The sequence below is a fragment of the Amycolatopsis sp. QT-25 genome (assembly GCF_029369745.1).
Taxonomy (GTDB): Bacteria; Actinomycetota; Actinomycetes; order Mycobacteriales; family Pseudonocardiaceae; genus Amycolatopsis.
The window spans coordinates 5,077,512-5,089,509 of the sequence record NZ_CP120210.1; the positions used below are offsets into that span (position 1 = coordinate 5,077,512).

Sequence of the window (11,998 nt, forward strand, 5' to 3'; positions counted from 1 at the left end):
CTTCGACCTGCTCACGGACGGCTGGCGCTAGCGCTCTTCGGGACGTGAGCCGCGCAGCGAGCCCGGATGTGCCTTGGCGGAGGGATCCTTGCGGGTCTTGAGCAGGCTCGCCACCGTCACCACCACGAGGATGCCGATGATCACCGCGAGGCTCACCGGCGTGGAGATCTCCGGGACGCTTTCGTCGATGTCCACATGGGCCCAGTGCAGGATCAGCTTGATCCCGATGAACCCGAGGATGATCGCGAGCCCGGCGGACAGGTACACCAGCCGATCGAGCAGGCCCTTCACCAGGAAGTACAGCGCACGCAGGCCCAGCAGGGCGAAGGCGTTGGCCGCGAAGACCAGGTACGGCTCGTCGGTGACCCCGAAGACCGCGGGGATCGAGTCCAGCGCGAACAACAGGTCGATTCCGCCGATCGCGAGCAGCACCACCACCAGCGGCGTGCCCACGCGCTTTCCCTCGACGCGCGTGAGCAGCCTGCCGCCGTCGTATTCGGTGGACAGCGGCAGCAGGCGGCGCGCGGTCCGCACCACCACGTTGTTTTCGACGTCCGGATCCTCGTCGCGGTGCCGGAACAGCTGGACACCGGTGTAGATCAGCAGCAGGCCGAACAGCAGGAACATGAAGGAGAACAACGAAAGCAGCGTGGCGCCGAGCGCGATGAAGATCGCGCGCATGACCAGCGCGACGACGATGCCGAACGTGAGCACCTTGTGCTGGTGTTCCTCGGGTACCGCGAAGGTCGTCATGATGATCACGAAGACGAAGAGGTTGTCGACCGACAGGCTCTTCTCCACGATGTAACCCGCGAAGTACTGCTGTCCGAAGTCGCCGCCGTGCGCGAGCGTCAGCCAGACGCCGAACGCCACCGCGACCAGGATGTAGCCGACCGACCAGGCCACCGCCTCGCCGAAGCCGACCTTGTGCGGCCGCACGGCCGCGAGGACGAGGTCGAGGGCCAGAAGCCCGAGCACCAGCCCGATCGTGACGATCCAGGTGAGGCCATCGATCTGGAGCATCCGCACCCTGTCTTTCCTTCGACGGCAGGTGAGGAGGATCTTAAGTGCGGTTCGCCCGGCCCGCATTCGCATGACCGGGCGCGGCGTCCAGCAACGCGGAGAGCACGGTCTCGAGCAGCGGATGGTCCGCGCTCCCCCGCCGGACGGCGGCGAACACGCGGCGCAGTGGCGGCTCGCCGCGCAGCGGGACGGCGACCGCGCCGGGAACAGCGGTGAAGGCGTTGCGCGGCACCAAAGCCACCCCCTCGCCCGCGGCGACCAGGGTGGTGATCGCGTGGAAATCGTCGGAGACGTGCCGGATCCCCGGATTGGCGCACGCGATCATCAGCACGTCACGGCAGGGATTGCCGGGTTTCGGCGCGATCCAGTCGTCATCGGCGAGTTCGTCGATGTCCACTTCGGACGCTTCGGCGAGCCGGTGCGCGGTGGGCAGCACGGCGTCGAACGGCTCCACGTACAACGGGAACCGGGTGAGCCTGCTTTCGTCCGTCCGTGGCGAGAGCCGGTACTCCTCGGTGATCGCCAGGTCGATCTCGCCGTCGAGCAGCAGCGGGATGCTCGCGTGCCCCTCGACGTCCTGCACCTGGATGGACACCCCTGGCGAACCGGCGCGCAACGAGGCGATCGCCGGCGCGACGACCATCGTGATCGCGGAGGCGAAACTCGCCAGCCGCACCAAGCCCTGGACACCGGAGTCGAGCGCGGCCAACGTGGCCCGCGCCCGCTCCAGCTCGGCGGCGACGGCGTTGGCATGCCCCACCATCAGGTCACCGGCGGGAGTCAGCGAAACCCGGCGGCCCCGGCGGTGAAGCAGCTGCCGGCCGCACTCGGCTTCGAGGGCGGCCAGCTGCTGGGAGACCGCGGACGGCGTCAGGTGCAGTGCCTGGCCCGCCGCCGTCACGGTGCCGTGGTCGGCGAGGGCGCGCAGCACGCGCAGCCGTCGCGGATCGATCATTCGTCCATCATGGACCTTGCTGTCACGAACGCGTCGACGGCCCGGTCGACGTCTTCGGTCGAATGCGCCGCCGACATCTGCGTCCGGATCCGGGCCTTACCGTGCGGCACCACCGGGTACGAGAACCCGATCACGTAGATGCCCTGGTCGAGCAGCAGATCCGCCATCTTCCCCGCCTTGGCGGCGTCGCCGATCATCACCGGGATGATGGGGTGCTCGCCGGGGAGCAGGTCGAAACCGGCCTCGGTCATCCGCCGCCGGAACAGCTCGGTGTTGGCGCGCAGCTTGCCCAGCAGTTCACTCGACTCCTCCAGCAGTTCCAGCGTGGCGAGCGCGGCCGCGGTGATCGACGGCGCGAGCGAGTTCGAGAACAGGTACGGCCGCGAGCGCTGCCGCAGCATCTCGACGATCTCCGCGCGACCCGAGGTGTAGCCGCCGCTCGCACCGCCGAGGGCCTTGCCGAGGGTGCCGGTGAGCACGTCGACCTTGTCCTGGACGCCGAACAGCTCGGGCGTGCCGCGCCCGGTCGGACCGGTGAAGCCGACCGCGTGCGAGTCGTCCACCATCACCAGGGCGTCGTAGCGCTCGGCCAGTTCGCAGATCTCGTCGAGCGGCGCGAGGTAGCCGTCCATCGAGAACACGCCGTCGGTGGCGATCATCCGGTACCGCGCGCCGGACGCCTCCTTCAGCCGGGCCTCCAGATCCGCGACGTCGCGGTTGCGATAACGCATCCGCTTCGCCTTGCAGAGCCGGACGCCGTCGATGATCGACGCGTGGTTGAGCTCGTCGGAGATGATGACGTCCTGGTCGGTCAGCAACGTCTCGAAGAGCCCGGCGTTGGCGTCGAAACAGGAGCTGTAGAGGATCGTGTCCTCGGTGCCGAGGAACTCCGAGAGCTTCGCTTCGAGTTCCTTGTGCGGCTGCTGGGTCCCGCAGATGAACCGCACCGACGCCATGCCGAAACCCCAGCGGTCCAGCGCCTCTTGGGCGGCGTTGATCAGCTTGGGGTGGTCGGCGAGGCCGAGGTAGTTGTTGGCACAGAAGTTGAGGACGTCGCCGCCTGCGACACTGACCGAAGCCCGCTGCGGCCCTTGGATCACCCGCTCGCCCTTGTACAGCCCCGCTTCCCGGATCTCGGCGAGCCCGGCCTTGAGGTCGTCGCGTATCGCGCCGTACATCAGTTCTCCGTCCAATCCAGAATGACCTTGCCGCAGCGGCCTTCCCTGGCCGTCGCGAACGCCTTCTCGTACTCGGTGTAGCCGAACCGGTGGGTGACCACCGGCGAGATGTCCAGCCCTGCCTGCAACAGCACGGACATCGAGTACCACGTTTCGAACATCTCGCGGCCGTAGATCCCCTTGATCTGGATCATCTTCAGCACCACGGAGGCGATGTCGACCGACACGTCGGAAGCGGGCAGGCCCAGCAGCGCGACGCGGCCGCCGTGGGACATGTTCGCGATCATGTCGCGCAGCGCTTCGGGCCGTCCGCTCATCTCCATGCCGACGTCGAAGCCTTCGGCCATGCCGAGCCGCTCCTGCGCGTCGGCGATGGTCGAGGCGGAGACGTCCAGGGCGAGGTCGACGCCGACCTTGCGGGCCAGTTCCAGGCGGTGCTCGCTGACGTCGGTGACGACGACGTTGCGCGCGCCCGCGTGGCGCGCGATCGCGGCGGCCATGATCCCGATCGGGCCGGCGCCGGTGACCAGCACGTCCTCGCCGATGACCGGGAAGGACAGCGCGGTGTGCACGGCGTTGCCGAGCGGGTCGAAGATCGCGGCGATGTCGAGATCGACCTCGGTGCGGTGCACCCAGGCGTTCTGCTCGGGCAGGACGGCGTACTGCGCGAAGGCACCATCGGTGTGCACGCCGAGGCCCTTGGTCCTGGCGCACAGATGCCGTCGCCCGGCCTTGCAGTTGCGGCAGCTTCCGCAGACGAGGTGCCCCTCGCCGCTGACCAGGTCGCCCACCTCGACCGTCGTCACCGACCGGCCGATCTCGACCACCTCGCCGACGAACTCGTGCCCGACGACCAGTGGCGCGGCGATGGTGCGCGCCGCCCAGTCGTCCCAGGAGTCGATGTGCAGATCGGTGCCGCAGATCCCGGCCCGCAGCACGCGGACGGCGACGTCGCCGGGGCCGACGGCGGGGTCCGGAACGTCGACGAGTTCCAGCCCCGGTGCTCGGTCGGCTTTGACCAATGCCTTCATGGCGCGAAGTCTGGTCCGCCCGTGCTGTTCGGTCCATCGCGAGTTTCTGAAATCCCTCGTTAGCGTGTCTTCACAAGGAGCCCGCCCGCTCACCGATCAGCGTGGCCACCCCTTCGAGTAGCCGGGCCAGCCCGAAGGCGTAGGCGTGCTCGGGGTTGTGGGCTCCTCGGTGCACCTCCCCCGCTGCCCGACCAACGCGCGCCGCGAGCGGAAACCGGGCCGGATCGAAGACTTCGGCTAGCGAGGGCCCGACCTTCTCCCACCACTGTTCGTCGTTCATCCCGGTGCGGCGGACCGCGCGATCGGCCTCGATCCGGCGGCGGGCGACTCCTTCGACATGGTCGTGCACCAGCGTGATGACCGAGTCCATCTCGACGTCGGTGAGGCCAAGGCCCTCGACCACGGCGAGTTCGCGTTCGTACTTGGCGATCGACCGCGGCCCGAGCGACGGGCGTCCGGTGAACACCTGCAGTACCCACGGATGCCGGAGACAGAGGTCCCAGTTCACCCTCGCGACCTCGCGCAGTCCGTCCTCCCAGCCTTGGTCGCCTGGTTCGCCCAGATCCTCCACGGCTTCTGCGCAGACGTGGTCGAGCATCGCTTCGAGGAGTTCCTCCCGCGAGGCGATGTAGGTGTAGAGCGACATCGTGCCCACGCCCAGCGACTCCGCGACCCGGCGCATCGACAGCGTGGCGAGGTCCTGGCCACCGTCGGCGAGCCCGACCGCGGCCGCGACAACCTGCCCGGTGGTCAGCGTGTGCTTGGGCCCGCGCCGCGGGAGCTTCCGGGTTCCCCACAACGTGGCGATCGTGCGCCCCGGATCGCCACCGGTGATCTCCCTCATGGGGCCATCATAGAAAACCTACTCCGTACCCCATACGAAGTTAATGCTACGCTTCTCCGTATGCCATACGAAGAAGCAGCGCTCGAAGTCGTCGACCTGCGCAAGCGGTATCGGGACAAGGTCGCATTGGACGGCTTCAGCCTGCGAGTCGAAGCGGGCACGGTGTGCGGTCTGCTCGGCCCGAACGGAGCGGGGAAGACCACGGCCGTGCGAATTCTGTGCACCCTGTTGCGCCCGGACGGCGGTGAGGCACGCGTCGCGGGGTACGACGTGCTCACCGACCCCAAAGCGGTGCGCTACCGGATCGGCCTGGCAGGACAGAACGCCTCCGTGGACGAGATCCTCACCGGCCGCCAGAACCTCGTACTGTTCGGCAGGCTCTCGCACCTGAACCTCGCCGCGGCGAAACGCCGGGCGGACGAACTCCTGGAACGGTTCAACCTGTCCGATGCGGCGGGCAAAGCGGTCGCGACCTACTCCGGCGGGATGCGACGACGGCTGGACCTGGCCACCAGCCTGATCCTCTCGCCGCCGGTGCTGTTCCTCGACGAGCCGACCACCGGACTGGATCCCCGCGCCCGCATCGAGGTCTGGGCGTCGATCAAGGATCTGGTCGGCTCCGGCACGACGGTGCTGCTGACCACCCAGTACCTCGAAGAAGCCGATCAACTGGCCGACCGGATCGCCGTCATCGACGCCGGCCGCGTCGTCGCCGCCGGGACCCCCGACGAACTCAAGGCGAAGGTCGGCCCGGACCGGGTCGAGACCATCACCCGCAAACCCACCCTGGACGAGGTCTTCCTGCACCTCACCGGGCACGCCACCACCACCGAGGAGTCCGCATGACCGCGATCCTGGACGCCACCGCGCTCACCGGCCGGATCCTGCTGCACTGGCGGCAGCGGCCCGGCTCGATCCTGGTCGGGTTCCTGTTCCCGGTGCTGATGGTGCTGATGTTCGGTTACCTCTTCGGCGGTGCCATGGCCGTGCCGGACGGGCAGTACCTTGACTTCCTGATTCCCGGGATGCTGGCGATGACCATGCTCTTCGGACTGGAGGCCATGGTCGTGGCCGTCACCACCGACACCGCGAAGGGCGTCACCGAACGAATCCGTGCCATGCCGGTCACCACGACGGCGATCCTCGCCGGGCGCGGTGCGGCCGATCTGCTCAACGCCGTCGCCGGCCTCGCCGTCATGGTCTTGACCGGGCTGCTGGTGGGCTGGACGCCCGAACGCGGTCTGCTCCCGGCGCTGGCCGCGTTCGGGCTGCTGCTCTGGCTGCGGTTCGCCTTCATCTGGGTGGGTATTTACCTCGGCCTGCTGCTGAAGACCCCGGAGTCGGCGGCCGCCGTGCAGATCCTGGTGTGGCCCACGGGTTTCCTCTCCAGCGCGTTCGTCTCGCCCGCGACCATGCCGGACTGGCTCGGTGCCGTCAGCGCCTGGAATCCGTTGTCCGCCACCGCGACCGCGATCCGGGACCTGTTCGGCAACCCCACCTGGGGCGCGACCGACTGGGCGAGCACGCACGCGGTACCGCTGGCACTGCTCTGGCCCGCCGCGCTCACCGCGATCTTCCTGCCCCTCGCGGCCAGGCAGTACCGCGCGCTGGGCCGGTGAGCGCGCTACCGGCCCAGCGCGAGCTCGGCGTCTGGCTCCGTTCCCGCGATCCGTAACGCCTCCACCAGTTCCCGGTACAGCGTGTCGGTGGCGAGCAGCCGCTCGTGACTGCCGCTGGCCCGCACGCGGCCGTCCTCCATCACCACGATGGTGTCCGCGTCGATCACCGTGGACAGCCGGTGCGCCACGGTGACCACGGCGCCCTCGCGGGCCCGCCGCCGGATGCAGTCGTGGATCGCGCTGCTCCGGCTCATCGAACGCGGACACCGCGAAGGGTCGATCGACCGGCGATGGCGAAGGAATGGTTGCTGCAACTGCTGTGGAGCCTGCTCTACACCGCCTGGGAGATGGTCCAGGAGAAGAAAGCCCCGAAGCACGATGCGCTCGGCTTGTGCCTGCGCAGCCTGGAGAAGATCATCGCGGTCGACTGGAGTCCTACGAAGTGATGACGCGGACTCGTGCCGCTTCGAAGATCCTTGCCCGGTGATGGAACAAACCGACGCGCGCCCGAACGTCGCCAGGGTCGCCCTCATCGGCGGACTCCTGGTCTTCGTCGCGGTGCCCGCGCTGCTGCTGGTGACCGGGCACGACACGATCAAACCGTCCACGGACTCGGAAAAGCGGCTTTCCCTCTGGGGCGCGGTGATTCCCGCGCTGGCGGGGATCCTGCTGGTCCGCGCGATACCGCCCCGCGCTCCGTCGTTTCTCGTCGACGTCCGCGACCGCCGCGTACTGGGCCGTCAGGCGAGCGCCTTGGCGCTCATCGCATTCCTGTGGCCACTCGCGCTGTTCGTCGTCGCCATCGTGGGAGATCAGGCTCGGCTGGTCCGCGACATTTGGGGTCTCGTCAAACCGGTCATGTACCTGATCCTGCCGCTGATCGCCCTGCGCCTGCTGCGGTCGCGGCAGGAACCGGATCCGTTCCGGCTCCGGACCACCTGGTGGCCGAGGGAAGGCTGGCGATGGCTCGCGCCGATCCCGGCGGTGGTGGCGTTCGGCTGGCTCCACGTGCTGGGCCCGTTTTCCGCCGCCCTCCCCACCACCGCCGACTACCCGGATCCGGTCTATCTCGTGGTCGTCGCGACGCTGACGTTCTTCACCGCGAACGTGCTCGAAGAGGTCTTCTTCCGCGGCATGCTGCAAAGCCGGCTCGAGGCGCTTTTCGGGCGTTGGCCCGGAATCCTGCTGACGTCGCTGTTGTTCGCCTGGCTGCATCTGCCCACACACGGCCAGACCGGCTCACCTTGGACCGGGCTTCCGCTGACCCTGGGCGCGATCATCGCCTTCCAGGGGGTGCACGGGTTGTTCCTCGGCTACCTGTGGTCGCGCTACCGCAACCTGTGGGCTCAGGTGGCCGCGCACACCGCGATCAACACCTTGCCACTGCTGCTGATGTGAAGCGACGGCCGGTCTTCCTCCGCGAGGAAGGCCGGCCGCCACAAGGATTTACGCGCCGATGGTCGCCGCGTCGATGACGAACCGGTAGCGGACGTCGCTGTTCTCGACCCGGTCGTAGGCCACGTTCACCTGGTCGGCGGAGATCGTCTCGATCTCGGCGCCGATGCCGTGCTCGGCGCAGAAGTCGAGCATCTCCTGGGTCTCGGCGATGCCGCCGATCATCGAACCGGCGAGCACCTTGTTCCCGCCGAGCAGTGAGAAGGCGTTGTAGGACAGCGGTTCGCCGGGCGCGCCGACGTTGACCATGGCCCCGCCGACCCGCAGCATGCCGAGGTAGGAGTCGATGGGCAGCGTCGCGGAAACGGTGTTGAGAATCAGATCGAAGCGGCCGCGCAGCGTCTGGAAGGTCGACGCGTCTCCAGTCGCGAAATAGTCCTTCGCGCCCAGCTTCAGGCCGTCCTCCTGCTTCTTCAGGCTCTGGCTGAGCACGGTGACGTCGGCGCCCATGGCGACCGCGATCTTGACCGCCATGTGGCCGAGCCCGCCGAGACCGACGACGGCGACCTTCTTGCCCGGTCCGGCGCCCCAGCGGTTCAGCGGAGAGTAGGTGGTGATGCCCGCGCACAGCAGCGGGGCGGCGACGTCGAGGCCGATTCCTTCCGGGATCCGGCAGACGAAGCCGTCCTTCACGACGATCTGGCGGCTGTAGCCGCCGTAGGTGTTCTCGCCGTCGAAGCCGACTCCGTTGTAGGTCTGGATGTTGCCCTCGCGGCAGAACTGCTCGGTGCCCGCGAGGCAGTACTCGCACTCGCCACAGGAGTCGACCATGCAGCCGACCCCGACCCGAGCTCCGACCTGGTACTTCGTGACGCCGGAGCCGACCGCGGCGACGACGCCGGCGATCTCGTGGCCGGGCACCATCGGGAAGATCGCGCTGCCCCAGTCCTCCTTCACCTGGTGGATGTCGCTGTGGCAGATCCCCGCGTACGCGATGTCGATCAGCACGTCGTCCGGACGCAGGTCGCGACGCTCGATCGTCGTCGGCGACAGAGCGGCGCCCGGGGACGGCGCGGCGATGGCGTGCGTGGTCGTCGTCATGAAACCCTCCGAGAAACAGTGAGACCATGTAAGAGGTCACTTACAACCAGCGTAAGTGGGCTCTTACCTATTCCGCGACCGGAACGGTGTGATCCACGACATGGGCGGCAAGTACCATCACGGCGACCTCCGTGCCGAACTCGTACGAGTCTCGCTCGACTTGATCGCCGAACGGGGTTTGGGCGCGTTCTCCGTCGCCGAGGTCGCCAGGCGCGCGAAAGTCAGCCCTGGCGCGCCGTACCGGCATTTCCGGGACAAGGAAACCCTGATGGCCGCGATCGCGACCGAAGTCGCCTGCCGGCTGGCCGGCAAGGTGCGCGACGCCGTCGAGGCCGAGAGCGAGCCCGTCGCCGCGCTCGCCGCGGCCGCCGGGGCGTACACGGAGTACCTGATCGAACACCGGGCCGGGATGAACGTCATCTACGCGGACGGCCTGCAGGGACCGGAGCACGCCGATCTGCACGAGCAGACCCGTCGTTTGACCGACCAGTTCGTCATGCTCTGCCTCACCGTCACCGATCGGCCGCAGGACGGGCTCGAACTGATGGAGCAGTTGTTCACCCAGGCGCACGGCTACGGCACGTTCCATCTCGACGGGGTCTTCACGAAACAGGGCTACTCGAAGGAAATCGTCGTCCGGAAGTCGGTCGAGGCGGCGCGCGTGGCCATCGAGGGCCGCCGGAAAAGGTGACATGAGAACCGCGTGAGCATCGCGCCAGACGTCACATCCCGGCGGGAACCGAGCCGTCATACGAGCACTTCGGCGATCCGCCCAGGCCGTCGCGAAGACTTTGCCATTTCGGCGGCGCGCCGCACCGCCCGAGTCAGTTCGGGAAGTGCCTTCCGCGCACACGCGGGAGCGCTTCCGGACAGCCGCCGTCGCAGCGGATGTGCGCCCACACGATCTTCCCGCCACGCACCGACTCACGCCGGACGCCCCACTGCACCGCCACCCCGTCGACGACGAGCAGCCCCCGCCCGCGGGAATCCTCGATCTGCGAACGGCGCGCCCGCGGTTGCTCGACGCTGACGTCCGCGACTTCGATGCGGACGGCGCACGGTGTCACGCCGCGCCAAAGCTGGATGAGACGTGCCCCGCCCCCGTGCACGTAGGCGTTGGCGACGAGTTCGGTCGCCGCCAGCAGGACGTCGTCACGATGCCCCTCCCCGAAATCGGGAAGGCAGCTGACGACCCATGCTCGGATGTCGGGCAAGGCGCGAGGCGTCGTGGCGCGCAGGTCGAGCATCCAGGTACCCGGCGTCGGATGCTCCGCGATACTGATCATGGAGCCACCCTTCCCGTTGCCCGCGACCTCCCTGCTGAAGTCGCACAATCGGGTTACCCCGAACATTCGCCGATCAACCCGTTTCGGAGCCGGCACTCCGATCACCGGGCCGCGAGACCCTCCAGCACCGTCTTGACCACGGCTTTCACCTCCGGCGAAACGGTCACCGACGGGCCGTGCGGGAGCAGAGCGGAGAGCACCGTTTCGTGGCAGACGCCGACCAGCATCGCCACCGCCGCGTCCACATCGCCGTCCAGTCTGCCGAGTTCCTTTTCCGCCCGCAGGTATCCGGCGAGACGATCGCGCCAGAGCTCGCCGTCGCCCGTCCGTTCCCCGAACCGCGCGAGCACGACGGGGCGAGCGAGAAGCCCGGCGAACGCGGGCAGGATCTCCTTGTGCAGAGCCAACCCATACGTGAGCTGCGCGCGGAGATTGGCCTCGACCGTAGCCGAACCTGGCTCGGGCAGCTCGCCGAGCCCGTCTTCGGCCCTCCGCACGTGTTCGGCCAAGGCTTCGGCCAGCAATTCCTCCTTGTCGGCGAAATGGTTGTACAGCACGCCATCGGCGACTCCCGCCGCACGCGCGATCGCCCGCACCGTGAGTTCCGCGGTCCCGTGCGCGGAGATCAGGTCCGCGGCGGTGCCGATCAGGTGCTCGCGCAGGCTCCGGCCGTCTTCCGTGTGGCGCAGGGCGGCCGCTTTTCTCGGTGCCATCAGGATTTCGCCCTGACCAGCCAGGCGGCGCCGCGCAGCCGGACACCACCGGATCCCGCACAAGGCTTTAGCGCGGCCGAAAGCGCTTCTCGTGCACTGTTCGCCGCTTCGGCGCTCACCTGGCCGAGGTGGTATTCGACCGGACCCCAGTCCGCGATGAACCTCGCCGCGTCGGGTACGTCAGCTCCCCAGATCTGGTCGGCCTCGACATGGTCGCAGGCGACATCGAGGAAGCGGCGCCGGTCAGCACCGAGCGAACCCGCGCCGGATCGGCGAACGCCGTCGGTCCCGTGCCGTCCTCACCGGTCGGGGTCGGCAGAAATGGCGCCAGTGCCCCGAAAACGGTACCGAGATCGGTTCCGGCGAGCGCGGTCATGCACAGAAAAGCGAGCCTGCCGCCCGGTTTCAGCGCCCGGCGGACATTCGCGAAAGCGGCGACCGGATCGGCGGAGAACGTCACCGCGAACCGGCTGAGCGCGACGTCGGAAACCCCGTCCCCGAACGGGAAGACCTGGGCGTCGCCCTGATCGAACACCACGTTCGCGACACCTTCCGCCTCCGCGCGCGCCCGTGCCGTGGCGAGCATCGGCGCGGACAGGTCGATCCCGGTCGCGCCCCCCCGAGCGGAGCACGGACGGCGGCGAGCCGGGTGACCTGCCCGTTGCCGCAGCCGATGTCGAGCACCCGGTCCCGCTCGCCGATTCCGGCGGCGTCGAACAGGAACCGGTTGAATCCGCCGTTCACCGCGTCGTAGCGCTCGTCGTGTGCGGCCCAGTGCCGTCCCTCGTAGCCGTTCCACGCCTCCGCCTGCGCGGTGTTGACGATACCGGACACAGCAGCACCCCTTCCGTCA

14 protein-coding genes and 1 pseudogene are annotated in these 11,998 nt (G+C 68.5%); 5 read left to right on the forward strand and 10 right to left on the reverse strand.

All coding sequences use genetic code 11. The features are described from left to right. Positions 1-27: 27 nt before the first annotated feature. The 5 genes from P3102_RS23425 to P3102_RS23445 form a co-directional block, all read right to left on the reverse strand. Positions 28-1,023, reverse strand: coding sequence for a TerC/Alx family metal homeostasis membrane protein (locus tag P3102_RS23425; protein ID WP_276361783.1), 996 nt, complete (start codon positions 1,021-1,023; stop codon positions 28-30). Between the two features lie 40 nt (positions 1,024-1,063). Further along, complete coding sequence (locus P3102_RS23430; protein ID WP_276361784.1) at positions 1,064-1,978, reverse strand: LysR family transcriptional regulator; 915 nt, start codon at positions 1,976-1,978, stop codon at positions 1,064-1,066. Next, the gene (locus P3102_RS23435) at positions 1,975-3,156 is read right to left on the reverse strand and encodes a glycine C-acetyltransferase (protein WP_276361786.1); all 1,182 of its coding nucleotides are present in this window, start codon (positions 3,154-3,156) and stop codon (positions 1,975-1,977) included. Before P3102_RS23435 ends, P3102_RS23430 begins: the two co-directional genes overlap by 4 nt. Further along, complete coding sequence (gene tdh, locus P3102_RS23440) at positions 3,156-4,187, reverse strand: L-threonine 3-dehydrogenase (RefSeq protein WP_276361787.1); 1,032 nt, start codon at positions 4,185-4,187, stop codon at positions 3,156-3,158. Before tdh ends, P3102_RS23435 begins: the two co-directional genes overlap by 1 nt. 70 nt (positions 4,188-4,257) lie before the next feature. Continuing rightward, a complete protein-coding gene (locus P3102_RS23445) occupies positions 4,258-5,031 on the reverse strand; it encodes a TetR/AcrR family transcriptional regulator (RefSeq protein ID WP_276361789.1) in 774 nt (257 codons plus the stop codon). Between the two features lie 60 nt (positions 5,032-5,091). Here P3102_RS23445 and P3102_RS23450 point away from each other — a divergent pair, with 60 nt between their 5' ends. Then, positions 5,092-5,877 (forward strand): ATP-binding cassette domain-containing protein, encoded by a 786-nt coding sequence (locus P3102_RS23450; RefSeq protein ID WP_276361790.1) that lies wholly within the window; start codon positions 5,092-5,094, stop codon positions 5,875-5,877. Beyond that, positions 5,874-6,650, forward strand: a complete 777-nt coding sequence (locus tag P3102_RS23455) for an ABC transporter permease (RefSeq protein ID WP_276361792.1) — start codon at positions 5,874-5,876, stop codon at positions 6,648-6,650. The genes P3102_RS23450 and P3102_RS23455 overlap by 4 nt, the downstream gene beginning before the upstream one ends. Before the next feature lie 5 nt (positions 6,651-6,655). On the opposite strand, the pseudogene P3102_RS23460 reads toward P3102_RS23455, so the two are convergent. Beyond that, positions 6,656-6,892 (reverse strand): annotated as a pseudogene (locus P3102_RS23460) (ABC transporter ATP-binding protein); the annotation flags it as partial. A 48-nt stretch (positions 6,893-6,940) separates the two neighbouring features. On the opposite strand from P3102_RS23460, the gene P3102_RS23465 reads away from it, so the two are divergent. Continuing rightward, a complete protein-coding gene (locus tag P3102_RS23465) occupies positions 6,941-7,096 on the forward strand; it encodes a hypothetical protein (protein WP_276361793.1) in 156 nt (51 codons plus the stop codon). Between the two features lie 40 nt (positions 7,097-7,136). Then, positions 7,137-8,048 (forward strand): type II CAAX endopeptidase family protein, encoded by a 912-nt coding sequence (locus tag P3102_RS23470; protein ID WP_276371311.1) that lies wholly within the window; start codon positions 7,137-7,139, stop codon positions 8,046-8,048. Positions 8,049-8,096: 48 nt separating this feature from the next. Here the strand turns inward: P3102_RS23470 and P3102_RS23475 are convergent, their stop codons facing one another. Next, positions 8,097-9,146, reverse strand: a complete 1,050-nt coding sequence (locus P3102_RS23475; RefSeq protein ID WP_276361795.1) for an NAD(P)-dependent alcohol dehydrogenase — start codon at positions 9,144-9,146, stop codon at positions 8,097-8,099. An 88-nt stretch (positions 9,147-9,234) separates the two neighbouring features. Here P3102_RS23475 and P3102_RS23480 point away from each other — a divergent pair, with 88 nt between their 5' ends. Further along, positions 9,235-9,837, forward strand: a complete 603-nt coding sequence (locus P3102_RS23480) for a TetR/AcrR family transcriptional regulator (RefSeq protein ID WP_276371312.1) — start codon at positions 9,235-9,237, stop codon at positions 9,835-9,837. A gap of 133 nt (positions 9,838-9,970) precedes the next feature. Here the strand turns inward: P3102_RS23480 and P3102_RS23485 are convergent, their stop codons facing one another. The 3 genes from P3102_RS23485 to P3102_RS23495 all read right to left on the reverse strand — a co-directional run bounded on the left by P3102_RS23485 (position 9,971) and on the right by P3102_RS23495 (position 11,731). Continuing rightward, entirely contained in the window at positions 9,971-10,432 is a 462-nt protein-coding gene (locus P3102_RS23485; RefSeq protein WP_276361796.1) for an ATP-binding protein, read from the reverse strand. Positions 10,433-10,533: 101 nt separating this feature from the next. After that, complete coding sequence (locus P3102_RS23490) at positions 10,534-11,145, reverse strand: TetR/AcrR family transcriptional regulator (protein ID WP_276361798.1); 612 nt, start codon at positions 11,143-11,145, stop codon at positions 10,534-10,536. A 115-nt stretch (positions 11,146-11,260) separates the two neighbouring features. Next, entirely contained in the window at positions 11,261-11,731 is a 471-nt protein-coding gene (locus tag P3102_RS23495; protein ID WP_276361799.1) for a methyltransferase domain-containing protein, read from the reverse strand. Positions 11,732-11,998: the final 267 nt, after the last annotated feature.

Coding starts and splice junctions, on each gene's coding strand:
- P3102_RS23470 (WP_276371311.1), top strand. CDS start 7,137: ATGGAACAAACCGACGCGCGCCCGAACGTCGCCAGGGTCGCCCTCATC.
- P3102_RS23465 (WP_276361793.1), top strand. CDS start 6,941: ATGGCGAAGGAATGGTTGCTGCAACTGCTGTGGAGCCTGCTCTACACC.
- P3102_RS23425 (WP_276361783.1), bottom strand. CDS start 1,023: ATGCTCCAGATCGATGGCCTCACCTGGATCGTCACGATCGGGCTGGTG.
- P3102_RS23495 (WP_276361799.1), bottom strand. CDS start 11,731: ATGCTCGCCACGGCACGGGCGCGCGCGGAGGCGGAAGGTGTCGCGAAC.
- P3102_RS23435 (WP_276361786.1), bottom strand. CDS start 3,156: ATGTACGGCGCGATACGCGACGACCTCAAGGCCGGGCTCGCCGAGATC.
- P3102_RS23445 (WP_276361789.1), bottom strand. CDS start 5,031: ATGAGGGAGATCACCGGTGGCGATCCGGGGCGCACGATCGCCACGTTG.
- P3102_RS23430 (WP_276361784.1), bottom strand. CDS start 1,978: ATGATCGATCCGCGACGGCTGCGCGTGCTGCGCGCCCTCGCCGACCAC.
- tdh (WP_276361787.1), bottom strand. CDS start 4,187: ATGAAGGCATTGGTCAAAGCCGACCGAGCACCGGGGCTGGAACTCGTC.
- P3102_RS23485 (WP_276361796.1), bottom strand. CDS start 10,432: ATGATCAGTATCGCGGAGCATCCGACGCCGGGTACCTGGATGCTCGAC.
- P3102_RS23490 (WP_276361798.1), bottom strand. CDS start 11,145: ATGGCACCGAGAAAAGCGGCCGCCCTGCGCCACACGGAAGACGGCCGG.
- P3102_RS23450 (WP_276361790.1), top strand. CDS start 5,092: ATGCCATACGAAGAAGCAGCGCTCGAAGTCGTCGACCTGCGCAAGCGG.
- P3102_RS23455 (WP_276361792.1), top strand. CDS start 5,874: ATGACCGCGATCCTGGACGCCACCGCGCTCACCGGCCGGATCCTGCTG.
- P3102_RS23475 (WP_276361795.1), bottom strand. CDS start 9,146: ATGACGACGACCACGCACGCCATCGCCGCGCCGTCCCCGGGCGCCGCT.